This is a genomic window from Arthrobacter yangruifuii, assembly GCF_009192775.1.
Taxonomy (GTDB): Bacteria; Actinomycetota; Actinomycetes; order Actinomycetales; family Micrococcaceae; genus Arthrobacter_B; species Arthrobacter_B yangruifuii.
Window position 1 is genome coordinate 163,514 of sequence record NZ_VTFX01000001.1, and the last position, 14,527, is coordinate 178,040.

General features: G+C 64.6%; 17 protein-coding genes and 1 tRNA gene. 12 read left to right on the forward strand and 6 right to left on the reverse strand.

Annotated features, from left to right (window positions below; all coding sequences use genetic code 11):
* Positions 1-147: 147 nt before the first annotated feature.
* From GD627_RS00860 to GD627_RS00875, 4 genes are all read left to right on the forward strand, one after another.
* Positions 148-783: a TIGR00266 family protein gene (locus GD627_RS00860; protein WP_186764141.1), complete on the forward strand. Its 636-nt coding sequence runs from the start codon at positions 148-150 to the stop codon at positions 781-783.
* A gap of 103 nt (positions 784-886) precedes the next feature.
* Positions 887-1,816, forward strand: a complete 930-nt coding sequence (locus GD627_RS00865; RefSeq protein ID WP_152270981.1) for an alpha/beta hydrolase family protein — start codon at positions 887-889, stop codon at positions 1,814-1,816.
* Positions 1,817-1,831: 15 nt separating this feature from the next.
* On the forward strand, positions 1,832-2,752 hold the full coding sequence (ku, locus tag GD627_RS00870) for a non-homologous end joining protein Ku (RefSeq protein ID WP_152270982.1): 921 nt from the start codon (positions 1,832-1,834) through the stop codon (positions 2,750-2,752).
* Between the two features lie 5 nt (positions 2,753-2,757).
* Positions 2,758-3,072, forward strand: coding sequence for a hypothetical protein (locus GD627_RS00875; protein ID WP_152270983.1), 315 nt, complete (start codon positions 2,758-2,760; stop codon positions 3,070-3,072).
* 53 nt (positions 3,073-3,125) lie between these two features.
* On the opposite strand, the gene GD627_RS00880 is transcribed toward GD627_RS00875, so the two are convergent.
* Positions 3,126-3,365 carry a DUF2630 family protein gene (locus tag GD627_RS00880; protein ID WP_152270984.1) on the reverse strand — a complete coding sequence of 80 codons (240 nt, stop codon included), beginning with the start codon at positions 3,363-3,365 and terminating at the stop codon, positions 3,126-3,128.
* A gap of 70 nt (positions 3,366-3,435) precedes the next feature.
* A complete protein-coding gene (locus GD627_RS00885) occupies positions 3,436-3,939 on the reverse strand; it encodes a DUF4383 domain-containing protein (protein WP_152270985.1) in 504 nt (167 codons plus the stop codon).
* Between the two features lie 209 nt (positions 3,940-4,148).
* Between GD627_RS00885 and GD627_RS00890 the strand changes: the two genes are divergently transcribed.
* Positions 4,149-5,633 (forward strand): FAD-dependent oxidoreductase, encoded by a 1,485-nt coding sequence (locus GD627_RS00890; RefSeq protein ID WP_152270986.1) that lies wholly within the window; start codon positions 4,149-4,151, stop codon positions 5,631-5,633.
* Between the two features lie 70 nt (positions 5,634-5,703).
* Here the strand turns inward: GD627_RS00890 and GD627_RS00895 are convergent, their stop codons facing one another.
* Positions 5,704-6,294, reverse strand: coding sequence for an SRPBCC family protein (locus GD627_RS00895; RefSeq protein ID WP_152270987.1), 591 nt, complete (start codon positions 6,292-6,294; stop codon positions 5,704-5,706).
* A gap of 286 nt (positions 6,295-6,580) precedes the next feature.
* Between GD627_RS00895 and GD627_RS00900 the strand changes: the two genes are divergently transcribed.
* Positions 6,581-7,078, forward strand: coding sequence for a Dps family protein (locus GD627_RS00900; protein ID WP_146359709.1), 498 nt, complete (start codon positions 6,581-6,583; stop codon positions 7,076-7,078).
* 100 nt (positions 7,079-7,178) lie between these two features.
* On the opposite strand, the gene GD627_RS00905 is transcribed toward GD627_RS00900, so the two are convergent.
* Complete coding sequence (locus GD627_RS00905; protein WP_152270988.1) at positions 7,179-7,883, reverse strand: FadR/GntR family transcriptional regulator; 705 nt, start codon at positions 7,881-7,883, stop codon at positions 7,179-7,181.
* A gap of 243 nt (positions 7,884-8,126) precedes the next feature.
* On the opposite strand from GD627_RS00905, the gene GD627_RS00910 reads away from it, so the two are divergent.
* From GD627_RS00910 to GD627_RS00920, 3 genes are all read left to right on the forward strand, one after another.
* The gene (locus tag GD627_RS00910) at positions 8,127-8,645 is read left to right on the forward strand and encodes a gluconokinase (RefSeq protein ID WP_152270989.1); all 519 of its coding nucleotides are present in this window, start codon (positions 8,127-8,129) and stop codon (positions 8,643-8,645) included.
* A gap of 112 nt (positions 8,646-8,757) precedes the next feature.
* A complete protein-coding gene (locus GD627_RS00915; RefSeq protein ID WP_246165225.1) occupies positions 8,758-9,534 on the forward strand; it encodes a metal-dependent hydrolase in 777 nt (258 codons plus the stop codon).
* 46 nt (positions 9,535-9,580) lie between these two features.
* Positions 9,581-11,311, forward strand: coding sequence for a cation:proton antiporter (locus GD627_RS00920; protein WP_152270990.1), 1,731 nt, complete (start codon positions 9,581-9,583; stop codon positions 11,309-11,311).
* A gap of 15 nt (positions 11,312-11,326) precedes the next feature.
* Here GD627_RS00920 and GD627_RS00925 read toward each other — a convergent pair whose 3' ends face one another.
* On the reverse strand, positions 11,327-12,094 hold the full coding sequence (locus GD627_RS00925; RefSeq protein ID WP_152270991.1) for a LysR family transcriptional regulator substrate-binding protein: 768 nt from the start codon (positions 12,092-12,094) through the stop codon (positions 11,327-11,329).
* Between the two features lie 79 nt (positions 12,095-12,173).
* Here GD627_RS00925 and GD627_RS00930 point away from each other — a divergent pair, with 79 nt between their 5' ends.
* Positions 12,174-12,536, forward strand: coding sequence for a DUF5997 family protein (locus tag GD627_RS00930; RefSeq protein WP_194265976.1), 363 nt, complete (start codon positions 12,174-12,176; stop codon positions 12,534-12,536).
* A gap of 209 nt (positions 12,537-12,745) precedes the next feature.
* Here the strand turns inward: GD627_RS00930 and GD627_RS00935 are convergent.
* Positions 12,746-12,828: transfer RNA gene (locus GD627_RS00935), tRNA-Leu, on the reverse strand.
* 481 nt (positions 12,829-13,309) lie between these two features.
* Between GD627_RS00935 and GD627_RS00940 the strand changes: the two genes are divergently transcribed.
* Entirely contained in the window at positions 13,310-14,041 is a 732-nt protein-coding gene (locus tag GD627_RS00940) for an FHA domain-containing protein (RefSeq protein WP_152270993.1), read from the forward strand.
* 2 nt (positions 14,042-14,043) lie between these two features.
* Positions 14,044-14,526 carry an FHA domain-containing protein FhaB/FipA gene (locus GD627_RS00945; RefSeq protein WP_146361607.1) on the forward strand — a complete coding sequence of 161 codons (483 nt, stop codon included), beginning with the start codon at positions 14,044-14,046 and terminating at the stop codon, positions 14,524-14,526.
* Position 14,527 lies beyond the last annotated feature (1 nt).

The following is a 14,527-nucleotide window of genomic DNA, read 5'->3' on the forward strand; positions in this document are numbered from 1 at the left end:
CACTCATATTCCCTGCGTGGAATATCTCCCCGCAGCTCCTGCTGGGGAACACTCCGAGCGCGTGCGCCCCGGTTTTCCGGGGCACTTCCCGTAGGATTCGGGACAATCCGAGGTTCAGGCCCTACTCCCGATGCTTATGAGGTAATTGTGAAAGTTGAAATCCGCCATAGCCCCGCCTACGCGGTAGCCCGCTGCTTCCTTGCTCCGCACGAAGCCATGAAAGTGCAGCCGGGAGCAATGATGGCCCACTCGTTCGGGGTGACCCTTGCTGCGAAAGCCGATGGCGGGTTCATGAAAGGCCTGGGCAAAATGATGGGCGGGGAAAGCTTCCTCACCACTGTTTTCACTGCCCCTGCCCAGGGCGGGTGGGTCGATGTCATCTCCAACACCGTCGGTGACGTGGTGTCCGTGGAGGTGGACGACACCACGGGGTTCCGCTTGACGAAGGGCGCCTGGCTGGCCAATGACGGCAACCTCGAGGTAGGCCCGGATGCGTCCCTGAACGGCATGTTCTCCGGGTCGGGTCTGATTGTGCTGAGGGTCAGCGGCCAGGGCAACCTCCTAGTGTCCTCCTACGGCGCCCTGGACGTCGTTTCCCTGAAGGCGGGCGAGGGGTTCACGCTGGACACCGGCCATCTTGTCGGCTGGGAGTCGAGTGTCCAGATGCGGACCCGTAAGTCTGCGGGCATCCTCAACTCGCTGAAGAGCGGAGAAGGCCTGGTGGTTGATCTGCAGGGACCGGGTGACGTCATTATGCAGACCCGCGTCTTCAGCCCCGTCTGATCCGCTGGCGGCCGGGAATCGACCGTGTGAAAGTGTCTCTGTCAGCCCCTGGATTCCCGGTTTCCCGGATCCGGGAGGGTGTAGCCGCAGCAAAGGAGGCAGCGTGGAGCCCATACCCGTCGGCCCGCCCGAGAAACCCGGAACCCTGGTCTTCCTGCCGGGTACCGGACGGCCCAACCCCGGATTCACGGACCAGATCCGGGAGCAGGCAGCGCTGGTTCCGGGGCTGTCGGATTACGGCGTGCTGGCCGTTGACTGGGCAGCAGCCGCGCCGGACGAGGTAAGTTTCGTCCCGGCGCTTCCCCCGCGGTATCTCGCCGACGATCCGCCGGGGGTCTCCGACGCATCCATGGCACTGGCCCTTTTCGGTATGGATCTGGGGGCGGCGGATCCGCTGCAGCGGGCCGCGTCCGCCGATGCGCCGCCCGGAAGGCCCGACACGGCCTTCCTCGGGGAGACACTGCAGGATCTGGTCCTGGGGGCGGTCACGAACGCGGGAATCCGGCACCGGATCCGCCTGACCGACGCAGCCGGGAGCTTCTTCAGCAAGATTGCCTTCTATCTGCGGCATGGTCCTGCAGCCCGCGCCGGCATCGCCGAGACGCTCCGCAGCCTTGACCAGGACGCCCCGGTGGTGCTGTTCGGCCACAGCCTGGGATCGGTGGCGGCCGTGGACCTGCTCAGTTCCCCCGAAGTCCGGGAGCTGCGGGTGGACCTGCTGGTGACCGTCGGCTCCCCCGCTCCGTGGTTCTACCTCCTCGACGCTCTTGCCTACCTGGGACCGACCCGCAGCGGCCCGGGTCCGGCTGTCCCCTGGCTGAACTTCTGGGACGAGCGTGACCTGCTTTCCTTCTGTGCCGAAAGGGTTTTTGCCGGCCGGGAGGTGAACGTGACAGACAGTGAGGTGGAGTCCGGCAAACCGTTTCCGGAGTCCCACACCGCGTACTTCACCGATCCGAGGGTGTATCGGCTGCTGTGGGAGAACCTTCAGGAGGCACGTGGCACCGCCTCTGGCAACGGAACCGGGAGGTAGTGTTCACTGGTCTTCATGAGAGCGATTTGGAAAGGCGCCATTGCGTTTGGACTGGTCAACGTCCCGGTCAAGGTCTATTCGGCCACCGAGGACCACGACGTCAGCCTCCATCAGGTGCACGGCACGGACGGCGGACGCATCCGCTACCAGCGGCGCTGCGAGATCTGCGGCGAGGTGGTGGAATACAAGGATATTGCCAAGGCGTACGACGACGGCGAGCAGACGGTGATCCTCACCGACGAGGATCTGGCCTCCCTGCCTGTGGAGAAAAGCCGGGAAATCGACGTCGTGGAATTCGTGCCCAGCGATCAGGTTGACCCCATCCTGTTTGACCGCACGTACTATCTCGAACCGGACTCCACGTCGACGAAATCCTATGTCCTCCTGCGCCGCACTCTGGAGGACACGGACCGTACGGCCATCGTGACGTTCTCCCTCCGGCAGAAGAGCAGGCTCGGCGCCCTGCGGGTGCGCGGCAACGTCCTGACCCTGCAGACCCTGCTGTGGGAAGACGAGGTCCGCGACGCCAGTTTCCCCTCCTTGGATGAAAAGGTCCGCATTTCGGCCAAGGAACTGGAAATGTCGTCGGCGCTGGTGGATTCCTTCAGCGGGGACTTCGACTCTTCCGAATTCACGGACGAGTACCAGGAACAACTCAAAACCCTCATCGACGCGAAGCTGGAACAAGGTGATTCGCTCGACACGGAGGCCACTTTCGGCGGAGAATCCGAGGAGGACGAGGGCGGCAAGGTCCTGGACCTCATGGAGGCCCTGCGCCGCAGCGTGGAGAAGAACCGCGGGGCCAAGGGCGGATCCGGCACCAGCAACGCCAAGGACGCCAAGGACGCCAAGGACGACGACGGCGGCAAGAAGACCCCGGCGAAGTCCAGGGCTGCAACCTCCAAAAGCACCGCTAAGACACGGAAAGGCGCCTAGACACCATGGCATCTCGCAATTTCTTCACGGATGATTTCGGCCGGCAGACCATTTTCAAGCTGCCCAACGGGCCGCTCATCGGCTGGGGTGTGTTGGGCGTGGCATCCATGATGGCGCTGACGCCCCGCAACGCCGGATTGCTGAAGAGCCTGAGCAAAGGCTGCCTGATCCTCTGGGCACTCGGAGAGACCTTCCGCGGCGATAGCGGTTTCCGGCGAAGCATTGGTGCCGCCACGCTGCTGCGGGAGGTCCGCGGCAGGGAGGAATCGGCGCCGGCTAAGGGGAAGGCCATCCCCGCATCAGACTCCACCCGGGCCTAGTCCGGATCCAGCCGGAGCTCACCGGCCTCGTCCAGCCAGGCGCGAGCCGGTCCTTACTGGCGGTAGCCCTCAACTTCACCCACGGGCCGCTCCCGGGCATCGTCCGGGTCCTGCCCGGCGTCGGCCTTGGCACGTTTCTGTCGGAGCAGATCCCAGTACTGGTCAATCTGTTCCTCAATCCGGCGCAGCTCGGCGGCATGTTTTTCCGGCTCATCAGCAGGATCCACCCCGCGGAGGGCTTGTTCCTCCTCGACGAGTTCCTGGATCCGGTGCTGAATTTCCTGTACGTCCATGCGTCAACGCTAACCGGCGCTGACCGCGGATTCCAGATCCGGCACCGGGCTTCCCGCCCCTGCGGAGGCCCTAGTTGGGGATTGACCCTTCACCGGGATTCGGGTTCCCGCGGTAGGAACGCGATTCGCCCTGCTGCCGGCCGAGGAAAATGCCCAGCAGGATCATCACTATGGCCAGGACCGCGTGCAGCCAGTTGTCCGCCGTGTTGAACGGGACGAAGTTGGCATCCGAGTCCAGCGGGATGAGCAGGCCGTAAATAAGGAGCAGCGCGTAGAGAACACCGGCCCCCAGTAGATAGAGCCTGGCGGAGGAGTGCCTTCGTGCCATGGCAAGCCCCGCGAACCCCAGCAGCATATGGACTACGTTGTGCAGAACGGAGACCTGGAAGATCCCAAGCAGCGCGGCCTCCGAGGCGTAACCCGAGAAGTACAGCTGGCCGTAATTGATGGTGGCCCCGGGGATGAATCCCAGCGCGCCGATCAGCAGGAAAACCACCCCGAAGACCATCGCCGCTTTCTGCGCGTTGGTCCTCCGGGAGGTAAGGCCGCCTGAACTGTAACTGGAGTATGCCATGATGACTCCTCAGCCCCGCAGCACCGGACACCCGGACCTGCAGGATTAGATGATCAGGACTTTAAACTCTTGCACGATTGGGGCAAGGTGGGAAGCATGCTGACTTTCGAGGAGGGGGTGCCACTGGTGTTTTCACCGATCGGCATAGTCAGCGCATCGGCCGCAGGGCGGCTCCCCCATCACTTCGCCAGTCCGGCGGGAAGGACACCGTGAAATCTTTATGGCTCGACACTGCTCCCGTTATATCCACTGATCCCTTTGACCCCGGGGAATCCTTCGACACCGTGGTGGTCGGTGCCGGCCTCACCGGCCTGACCACGGCGGCCCTGCTGGCCCGCAGCGGACAGCGCGTGGCCGTCCTGGAAGCCCGCACGGTAGGCGCCGTATCCACCGGTAACACCACCGCCAAAGTCTCCCTTCTTCAGGGAACGCAGCTGTCCAGCATCACGTCGCACCATAACGCGGACATCGCCCGCCAGTATGTGGAAGCCAACCACCAGGGGAAAAGCTGGCTGCTGCGCTTCTGCGACGAAAACGGTATTGGCTACGAAATCCGGGACGCGTACACCTACGCCACCACCGAGCAGGGCCTCAAGAGCCTCCGGAAGGAACACGAGGCGGCCCGGGCGGCCGGTCTCGACGTCGAGTTCACCACGGACACGGAGCTTCCGTTTGAAACCACCGGCGCCCTGCGGCTTCGGGACCAGGCGCAGATCCACCCGCTGGCCCTGCTCGGCGGACTGGCCCAGGACTTCCGTGCCCACGGCGGCAGTCTGGTGGAAGGTGTGCGGGTGACCGGTGCCCGCCACCAGGACGGCAGCGGCATCAAGGTCCTCACCAACCACGGCGAGGTAAGTGCACGTCATCTGGTGCTGGCCACCGGCACCCCGATCCTCGACCGCGGCGGCTATTTCGCCGTTCTGAAGCCGCAGCGCTCCTACGCTGTCGCCCTGCCGGTGACAGGTACGGTGCCGCAGGGGATGTACCTTTCCGTCGACTCACCCACCCGGTCGCTGCGGACCGCGGAGTCCAACGGCATCTCCTACCTGCTGGCCGGCGGCAACGGGCACACCGTGGGACGCAAGAAGCACACCCAGGAACTTGTGGATGACCTGGTGGGCTGGACCGTGGAGAACTTCGCCGTGGGAAGTGCCGCAAGTTACGCCTGGTCCGCCCAGGACTACTCGCCGGCAGGCAGCCTGCCCTATGTCGGACAGCTGCCGCTGATGGGCACCAACATCTACGCCGCGACCGGCTACAACAAGTGGGGCATGACCAATGCGGTGGCGGCGTCGCTGGCCCTGAGCGCGGAGATTCTCGGCGGTGAAAATCCGTGGGCACGGGAGCTGTATAAACCCCGGGTGGCTCCTCTGGATGCCGCGTCCACTCTGCGGGACAACGCCGAGGTGGGCCTGGAAATGCTCACGGGGTGGACCGCGGGACTGGTCAACAGCACGGACACGGCGCCGCCTGAGGGACAGGGCACAGTCTCCCGCGAACACGGCAAACCGGTGGGCACCTGCACTGTCGCCGGAACAACCAGCCGCGTGTCGGCAGTGTGCCCCCATCTCAAGGGCATCCTGAACTGGAACGACGCCGAGCAGTCCTGGGACTGCCCGCTGCACGGCTCCCGTTTCACCGCCACGGGAACCCTGCTTGAAGGCCCGGCGGTGAAGGACCTCGATCCCGCCTGAGCCCGAGCCTTAACACGCCAACTGCGGATGCCGCCGTGGCATCCGCAGTTGGAAGTGGCAAACGGCGAGGCTAGAGGCCGGCCCGGGGTCCGCCGGACTCCGGGTCATCCATCGCCGGATCCGCTTCGGGTGCGGCAGCCAGCCGCTCCGTGGCTGTTGAAGTGGGCCCTGTGGCAGCCGGAGCCGGCCCGCCGGTTGCAGCATTGCCCGGGGCCTGCACGTTTCCGCGCCAGGATCCCGTCTCGGCCGCGCGGCTCTCAATAAATTCCTTGAAGCGGGTCAGATCCGACTTCACCTGCCGGTCATCGGCGCCGACAACGGATCCCAGCTTCTCGATGAAGTTTTCGGGGTCCCAGTCCAGTTGGACGCTCACCCGGGTCTCCGAATCGCCCAGTCGGTGGAACGTCACCACGCCTGCATGGGACTTTCCATCCGTGCTTTTCCAGGCAACCCGTTCGTCCGGATGCTGTTCGGTGATCTCGGTGTCGAACTCCCGTTCAACGCCGGCCACCTTGGTCACCCAGTGGGTGGTGGTGTCCGAAAGCTGCGTGATCGAGATGACGCCGCCCATGAACTGCGGAAAGGACTCGAACTGGGTCCACTGGTTGTAGGCCGTGGTTACCGGTACCGATACGTTGATTGACTCTTCGACGGTGGTCATGCTGTCCCTCCGATAGTGCGAATCCTGCGTAGAACCGGGCCTTTTCCCATTGGCCCCGTTGTCCTCACGGTACACAGGAGGACAAGGCACTTCAACTAGAAGTAAGGTTGCTTATATTAGCTTCCCCGGGAGCCCCGGTCCATCTGGCAGGGACCGCACTCCGGGGTTAGGCTGGGGAACAATCCATCCACCGAAGATCCGGGTCCGGGCCGCCGCGTCCGGGGCAGTGCCGGAACTTCCGGAGGATGCATGCAGTACTCATTTTTCGTCACCAACGGAGGAAAACATGAAGGCATCTGAAGAGCTAACCACCAACCTGCAGGCCGTCCTGGTCGACATGATCGAACTGCACCTCCAGGGCAAGCAGGCACACTGGAACGTGGTGGGGAAGAACTTCCGGGACCTGCACCTGCAGCTTGACGAGATCATTGAGGACGCACGCCTCTTCGCCGATGAACTGGCCGAACGCATGCGGGCGCTACAGGCGGTCCCGGACGGCCGCAGCCTCGCAGTGGCCAACGGCACCAGCCTGCCCCCGTTCCCCGCCGGCCTGGTCGACACCCGCGACACCGTCACGCACGTCGTCGCCATGCTGGACGCCGTCGTGAAGACGATGCGCGACGTCCATGATCAGGTCGACGAGGAAGATCCGACCAGCGCTGACATCCTGCACGGCTTCATTGCCAAGCTGGAGCAGTACTCGTGGATGGTCAATGCCGAGAACATCTCCGCCACGGCCTCAGTGGTCACCCCCGAAAACAGCAACCAGGAAGCCACGCGCTAAACCTGCGGCCATCCTGCGCCGGCGTATCCCTTCCGGGGGTGCGCCGGCGTTTTTCATGCACGGCACTGCGCCGCGGCAGCAGCCCTGTCTGCCGGATGGCCTAGCCGACGACGGCCTGGCGGACCTCTTCCAGCAGCTCGGTCATGTGCGCCAGTGCGGCGGCGCCGTCACCCGCGGCGATGGCTGCGGCTACGAGCCCGTGGCTCCGCAGACCCTCCTCGGTCGGATGCGGCGGCATAAGGCCCTGCCGGGTGCGGCCGGTCAGCACCTCGGCGACCGCCTCCTGCAGGGAGGCGAACATGTCGTTGCCGCTGGCACGCAGCAGCAGCGTATGGAATTCGATGTCTGCCTGCAGGAACCCGTCCAGTTCCCCTGCCTCCCCCAGCAGCCGAAGTTCACCGGCCAGCTCCACCAGCCGGGTTCGTTCCTCCTGCGCGGCATTCCGGGCCGCCGCGGCGGCGGCCACCGGCTCCACTCCCACTCTCAGCTCCGTGAGCGTCCTGAACTGCTCGGACCGGCCCGGTCCGGCGAGGCGCCACTGGATAACCCGCGGATCAAACACATTCCACAGTTCGGGTTTCTGGACCACTATGCCAATCCGGCGCTTGGAGTACACAAGGTTCATGGACTCAAGAATCCGCATGCAGTCCCGGACCACGGTGCGGGAAACACCAAACTCCTGCTGGAGCCCCTCAAGCGTGAGGCGGTCTCCGGGCGCGAGGACGCCCGAGATGATGTCCAGGCCCAGCGTCTCCGTAATCCGGGCGTGCAGGACGGCGGCCGGAGCACCGGCGTGTTCACTCATATTCGCGTCTTTCCGCTGGATTAGCGTTATATTCTCTGAAATGCATATTGGAATCCCGGCGCTGGACTCCGGGTCCGTTGACCTCTGCAGTCGATGGAGGAACCTGCTCCAGACTAACGCCCGCCCCTGGCTGCCTGCACTTCGGATTTCCTCCTGAACAGAGGCTAGGTTTGGTGCTACCTTTGGACCACCGGACCGGCTGGCCGGTCACCGGCCCGACAATGGCGTCCTCAGGAGATTGAAATGCCCTCTACTGCACAGCATCTGGTCATCATGGGCGTCGCCGGCTCGGGAAAGACCACCATTGCCAATCTGCTTTCCAAACGGCTCGGCTGGATCGCCGCCGAGGCGGACGAGTTCCATCCGGCAGTCAACATCGCGAAAATGTCCGCCGGTGTTCCCCTGGACGACGACGACCGCTGGCCGTGGCTCTTCGCCATCCGCGATTGGATGGGTGCCCAGGCAAAAAACGGCCGCTGCACCATAGTCACCTGTTCGGCCCTGAAACGCACTTACCGCAACGTCCTCGCCCAGGCCCCGGGGGAGGTGGCCTTCGTCCACCTGGATGGAAGCGGTGAGCTGCTCGCCCAGCGCATGAAGACGAGAACCGGGCACTTCATGCCGCCGTCCCTGCTGCCTTCACAGCTGAACACCCTGGAACCCCTTTCGCCGGAGGAAGCCGGTCTCCGCATTGAGATCTCGAATTCGCCGGAGGAAATCGTGGACGCCATCCTGCAGCATTTGGGGTGGGCAGTCGCCTGACCGGCCACGGCGCCGCCGGTGAACGAGGGTCCGCGGAAACCGTGGAAAAATAGGTAGCTTCGATACATCGTTTTTCGGCGCCTGCACCGCCCTCTGGAAGGACTCTTCAGCCATGATGGGTGGTCACCATGCCGCTAGCGGCGCCGCAGCATGGGTTGCCGTCGCTTCCACTGCCCCGCATGCGCTCGGCTGGTATCCGGTAACTCCTCTCGGTGTAGTGACCGGTGCCCTGCTGACCGCCGGTGCGGCACTGCTGCCGGACCTCGATCACCACAGCGGCACCATTGCCCATTCGCTTCCGCCCGTTACCAAGATCCTTGCAAGACTTACTGAGGCGGTCAGCGGTGGGCACCGCCGCGGCACGCATTCACTTCTCGGTCTGGCCGTTTTCGTGGCATTGTCGACGGCGCTGGGCAGGGTGAGCACCGAAGTGCCGGTGTTCGGGTCCGTCGCGGTGGGAGCCGGCATCCTCTCCGTCCTGCTGATGGGATTCGCATTCAAGGCCCTGAAGATTGCCGGAGGACCGGCCCGCAGCTGGTTCCTGGCCCTGGCCTTCTCCGTATTCATTGCGCTGTACGCGCCGGAAAACAATGACTGGTTGCCCGTTGCGGTTGGGCTTGGTGTTGCCGTGCATATTGTCGGCGACCTCCTGACCCATCAGGGCGTGATGATCCTCTGGCCGCTGCGGATCAAGCGCCCCCGTTCCCTGGCCAAATTCCCGGTGGTCAACAAGCTGTGGCGGAGCAGCGGAGCGTTCTCCCTGCCGTTGATCGGGGCGGCCGGTTCCTGGCGGGAATGGGCCCTGATGGTGCCGGTTACCGTGTACGCGATTTACGGCGTGACCGTCGACGGCCTCACGGCCCTTACGGGATGGTCCCCGTACGCCTAGACCCTCCGCCCGAGGGGTGCAACAGGCACGGGGTTAAGGTTTAAGGGTGGAATTGGGACTCGTTGCCGTACTAGGCGTTGCCGTTATCGTGACGGTTGCAGCCTTCTCCAAGCGCCTGGGAATAGCTGCACCTCTCATCCTGGTGGTGGTCGGGCTCGGCCTGTCCTATACGCCGGGGGTGCCGGACGTCAGCATTCCGCACGAATGGATCCTGATGGGGGTGCTGCCTCCGCTGCTCTACGCGGCAGCGGTCAATGTTCCGGTGGTGGATTTCCGCCGCAATATCGGAGCCATCTCCTCCCTGTCCGTCCTCCTCGTTCTTTTTTCGGCATTCGGCACCGGCGTGCTCCTGTACCTGCTGCTGCCTGACCTGAGTTTCGCCGCTGCGGTGGCCCTGGGAGCCGTCGTGAGTCCGCCCGACGCCGTGGCCGCCACCTCCATCGGCAAGCGGCTCGGCCTGCCGCCGCGGCTGGTCGCCGTGCTCGAAGGTGAGGGCCTGGTCAACGATGCCACCGCACTGGTATTGCTCCGCTCCGCCGTGGCTGCCTCAGCAGGCGGCCTGGCCAGCATCTGGGCCGGCATCGGGGACTTCGGATATGCCGTCGTCGTCGCCGTGCTGGTGGGACTGCTGGTGGGAGCAGCCACCGTCTATCTCCGGGCCAAGCTGCAGGATCCCGTGCTGGACACGGCAATCTCCTTTGTAGTTCCGTTCCTTGCCTTCATACCGGCAGAGGAAGCCGGAGCATCCGGTGTCCTTGCCGTCGTCGTTGCGGGGCTGTACACCGGCCACCGCAGCGCCTCCGAATTTACTGCGCAGGTCCGGATCAATGACGGCATCAACTGGCGCACTATCCAGTTCCTGCTGGAAAACGGTGTGTTCCTCCTCATGGGTCTGGAACTGCGCCACCTCGTGGAGAATATCGACGCCGACCTCCTCTCCGTGGGCGATGCTGTACTGATCGGCCTGGCCACAACGGTGCTGCTGATCCTGCTGCGTTTTGTCTGGGTCACTCCCCTCATTTACGTGCTGCGGGCCAAGATCAGGTACCAGGACCGCAGGACCAAACGGTTCCGGCTGGGCCTGGACCGGATCAAGGCACGGGGGCTGAAGGATGCCCGGCAGCTTCGGCGGCACCGGCGGGCGGAGCTGCTGTACCGGCGGCGCCGCGCCGACGTCGAACAGCTCAACCGCGAGGGTCTGGGGTGGCGGGGCGGCATGGTGATCTCCTGGTCCGGCATGCGTGGCGTGGTGACGCTGGCGGCCGCCCAGTCCCTGCCGGAGCAGACTCCCTACCACCAGCAGCTGGTGCTGATTGCCTTCACCGTTGCCGTCACCACCCTGTTGCTGCAGGGCGGGACGCTGCCCTGGCTGATCCGTATCCTGGGTGTCCGGGGGCGGGATGCAACTTCGGACCAGCGGGAGCTGGCCAAGCTGCTCGATGAGCTCAGCGGCGCCGGCCTGAGCGTTCTGGAGGCGCCGGAGGAATGCCTGGGCGCCGGCGGCGAAGTGGACCCGGATGTCGTGGAAAGGGTGCGGCAGAGCACCTTCCTCCGCAGCGAACTCGCCTGGGAACGGGTACGTGCTCTGGGGGCAAGCGAGGACCCGACGCCGCAGCTCCAGTACCGGGCGCTGCGCCGCGCCGTCGTCGAGGCCGAACGGGACCAGCTGCTGCTGGCACGCCGCGAGGGACGGTATCCCTCACGGACCCTATCGGAGGCACAGCGGCTGCTGGATCTCGAGGAATCCCGGCTGCGGCCGCGGCTGGGCGAACGCTGACCTCCTCGCTGCGGTTTACCTGCTGCGGCGCGGCTTACCGCTCTTGCCTGTGCCTTTCCCGGGGCCCTTTCCGGTGCCCTTGGCCTTGCCCCCGGAGGGGCCGGCGGACTTCGGTGCCGGCTTGGATCCGCTCCGGGTCTGGCGTTCCTTGGTCCGCTTCTTCGCCGACAATTGCTGTTCGGCCTGGATCGAGGGTTGGCGGGAGCTGTTCGCGGTCCGCCCCCGCACCACACCAATGAACTCTTCAATCTCGGCCTCGTCCCGCTCCTGCAGCCAGGCAATGCCGATCCGGGTCGGTGCCACCCCGTTCACCGGCCGGGCTTCAACATCCTTCCGGGAGTGCAGACGCGCCACGGACATGGGCAAAATCACAATGCCGGTGCCGGCGGCCGCCACCTCCAGGGCGACGGCTGCTCCTCCCATCTCATCGATGTCCAGGATCGTTTCGCCGTCGAGGTCGGCAAGCTCAACGGCATCGAAGGCTGCCAGCGGATGTTCCTTGGAAGCAGCTGCCACCGGCTGTTCTTCATACAGCGGAATCAGGTTAACGCCCTCCGGCCGGGTGAAACCCTCGGCGGGAATGCGGATGAACGCCAGATCCGCGCGGCCGGAGGCAAGTTCCTCCAGTGCTGCGGATTCCTCGCACTGGAACGTGCGCAGTTCCTGTTGCTGCCGTTCCTGCCAGCGGGTGATCCATTTGCCCGGCGTCACGCCCGGCACGTAGGCCACGGTCAGCGGCCGCGACGTCGATCCAGGCAGAGGCGCTGATGTGTCTGTGGGCATCAAAACACCTTAGCCCACGGGGCGGGAGCCGGCAGGCGGATACCCTTGGAATATGACCACCGAGAAATCTCCCCAATCCATGAAGCCTGCCACGGCAGCCAAGAAACTGGGCATCTACCTGCCCGCCGCGCCGCAGGACTTCCAGGACGGGCCTATTTCGCGGGCCCGGTTCGACGAGCTGCAGTCCAATCCGCCCGAGTGGCTTACCGAGCTGCGCCGCAACGGGCCGCATCCGCGCCCCGTAGTAGCCCAGAAACTCAATGTCTCGATCGGCGGACTGACCCGTGCCGGTGTGACCGAGGCACTGACCACCGAGGAAATCAAGGCACTGCTGGCTGAGCCGCCGGCCTGGCTGGTGGAAGAACGCGCCAGCTTTGCTGCCGTGCGTGCCGAAGCCCAGCGGGTTAAGGAAGCGGAAGCCAAGAAGGCGGCAGGCGCCTAAGCAGCCACCGGGATCCGAACGAAGAGAGGGACCGTGCAGCCACTGCACGGTCCCTCTTGTTTGGCCCTTGCTTTGTTTGGCCCTTGTTGGGTCCGGCCCGGTGTGACTGGCCTGTTCGGCGCGGGCTCCGGAGACAATAACGCGGGGCTTCGAAGACAAGAAAAGGAAGAACCCCGGCCGCTTGGCCGGGGTTCTTCCTTTTATCTATGTGCGCGAGGGGGGATTTGAACCCCCACGCCCTTTCGGACACTGGCACCTGAAGCCAGCGCGTCTGCCGTTCCGCCACTCGCGCATAAATTGTTTCCCGGGGAAACTGATCGGATAACCACAGGCGGTCCTGATTGACCATGTACTGCGGTGATCCGTTGGGATTCCTCGGGAACAGCAGAATCAAGCATACCGGCATTTTGGCCAAACACCTAAACGGCTTCCCGCACGGCCCGGAAACCCCGGATCTACGCGGAAAACCGGACTCCTTCCATGCGGCTTCCATGCGGCGGCGGAGGCGGTGGCTCCCCCTCGGACACCAGGCGGCTGCCCCTCCGCGGCGCGGGGCCGGCCTTTTGCGGCACGCGGGGCCCGATGACCGCGGTAAGACATTTGTCTACGCTCACCAGTACTATCGAAGTGGACGCATGTATCTGTGCCTTGCCGGAACCAGTCCCGAACCAGTCCCGGCGGACATTCCACCCCGCATCCCGCCCCGCGGCGGTGCCGGGACCAGATGCTGCTTACGCGGTATTTCATCGGACAGGACACGGAAGGAGACGGACATGGGCTTACTCGACAATGTGGAACGCGGAATCGAAAAGATTGTCCGCGGCGCTTTTTCGTCCGGTTCGTCCGGCCGTGTTGAACCCCTGGAGCTTGCCATCGCACTCCGCCGGGAACTCGACCAGCGCTCCATGGTCCTGGGCCAGGGGCGGACCCTGGCGCCGAATGTCTTTACGGTCCGGCTGTCCAGTTCTGACTTCACCCAGGCGCAGAAGTGGGGCGCACCGCTGGCTGAAGAACTCTGCGATGTAGTCATCAAGCACGCACGCAGCCAGTCCTACACCCTCCAGGGGCCGGTCCGGGTCTCCTTCACCCGGGATTCCTCGCTTAAGCCGGGAGTGCTCGAAGTTGATTCGTCCACCGAGAAGGCTTCTTCCGCGCAGTCCCGGGTCTCTTCGCCCCCCGCCCCGCGGCAAGGACCCACAGCCCGGCTGCAGCCCGTCCTGGATGTCGACGGCCAGCGATACACCCTCAACGCCCCCTCGGTGGTTCTGGGCCGCTCTTCTGAAGCAGACATCCTTGTGGACGACACGGGAGTTTCCCGCCGCCATCTGGAAATCCGCACCGAGAACGGGGCCAGCCGTGCCATCGATCTGGGCTCCACCAACGGCAGCTTCGTCAACGGCCAGAAAGTTCAAGGTGAAGCAGTGCTTACCGACGGATCCACCATTGCCATGGGGCGCACCCGAATCGTGTTTCGTCTGCTGCCCGTCCGGACCGGGGGACGTTAGTGCTGAGTGAATTAACCGAAACGCTCCTGCGCTACGGCTTCCTGATCCTGCTGTGGATCATGGTCATCAGCGTGGTGGGTGCCATTCGCCGGGACCTGGTCGTGGGCAGCCGCAACCGGACCGGCACCCCAACAGCCCGCCAGATCCGCAAAGACCCTTCCCTTCAGAAGCGTGTCCCGGCTCCTGCAAAGGTCACGCCGCGCGAACTCGTGGTTACGGAAGGCCCGCTGCGAGGCACCACGCTGGAACTTTCCGCCAGTCCCATCCTGCTTGGCCGGGCACAGGAAGCAACGCTGGTCCTGGAGGATGATTACGCGTCCGGACGCCATGCCCGTCTCTTCCCGCAGGGAAGCCGCTGGTTCATTGAGGACCTCGGCTCCACCAACGGAACCTATCTTGGCGGAAGCCAACTCACCCGGGCGCTGCCCGTCGAACCCGGTGTACCCATCCGCATCGGTAAGACGGTCATTGAATTGAGGCCCTGAC

What these genes read in the sequence shown, in the direction of transcription:
- GD627_RS00895 (WP_152270987.1), bottom strand. Translation starts at nt 6,294, where the DNA reads ATGACCACCGTCGAAGAGTCAATCAACGTATCGGTACCGGTAACCACG.
- GD627_RS00880 (WP_152270984.1), bottom strand. Translation starts at nt 3,365, where the DNA reads ATGGACGTACAGGAAATTCAGCACCGGATCCAGGAACTCGTCGAGGAG.
- GD627_RS00915 (WP_246165225.1), top strand. Translation starts at nt 8,758, where the DNA reads ATGATGGGTGGTCACCATGCCGCTAGCGGCGCCGCAGCATGGGTTGCC.
- GD627_RS00875 (WP_152270983.1), top strand. Translation starts at nt 2,758, where the DNA reads ATGGCATCTCGCAATTTCTTCACGGATGATTTCGGCCGGCAGACCATT.
- GD627_RS00885 (WP_152270985.1), bottom strand. Translation starts at nt 3,939, where the DNA reads ATGGCATACTCCAGTTACAGTTCAGGCGGCCTTACCTCCCGGAGGACC.
- GD627_RS00910 (WP_152270989.1), top strand. Translation starts at nt 8,127, where the DNA reads ATGCCCTCTACTGCACAGCATCTGGTCATCATGGGCGTCGCCGGCTCG.
- GD627_RS00905 (WP_152270988.1), bottom strand. Translation starts at nt 7,883, where the DNA reads ATGAGTGAACACGCCGGTGCTCCGGCCGCCGTCCTGCACGCCCGGATT.
- GD627_RS00900 (WP_146359709.1), top strand. Translation starts at nt 6,581, where the DNA reads ATGAAGGCATCTGAAGAGCTAACCACCAACCTGCAGGCCGTCCTGGTC.
- GD627_RS00925 (WP_152270991.1), bottom strand. Translation starts at nt 12,094, where the DNA reads ATGCCCACAGACACATCAGCGCCTCTGCCTGGATCGACGTCGCGGCCG.
- GD627_RS00940 (WP_152270993.1), top strand. Translation starts at nt 13,310, where the DNA reads ATGGGCTTACTCGACAATGTGGAACGCGGAATCGAAAAGATTGTCCGC.
- GD627_RS00930 (WP_194265976.1), top strand. Translation starts at nt 12,174, where the DNA reads ATGAAGCCTGCCACGGCAGCCAAGAAACTGGGCATCTACCTGCCCGCC.
- ku (WP_152270982.1), top strand. Translation starts at nt 1,832, where the DNA reads ATGAGAGCGATTTGGAAAGGCGCCATTGCGTTTGGACTGGTCAACGTC.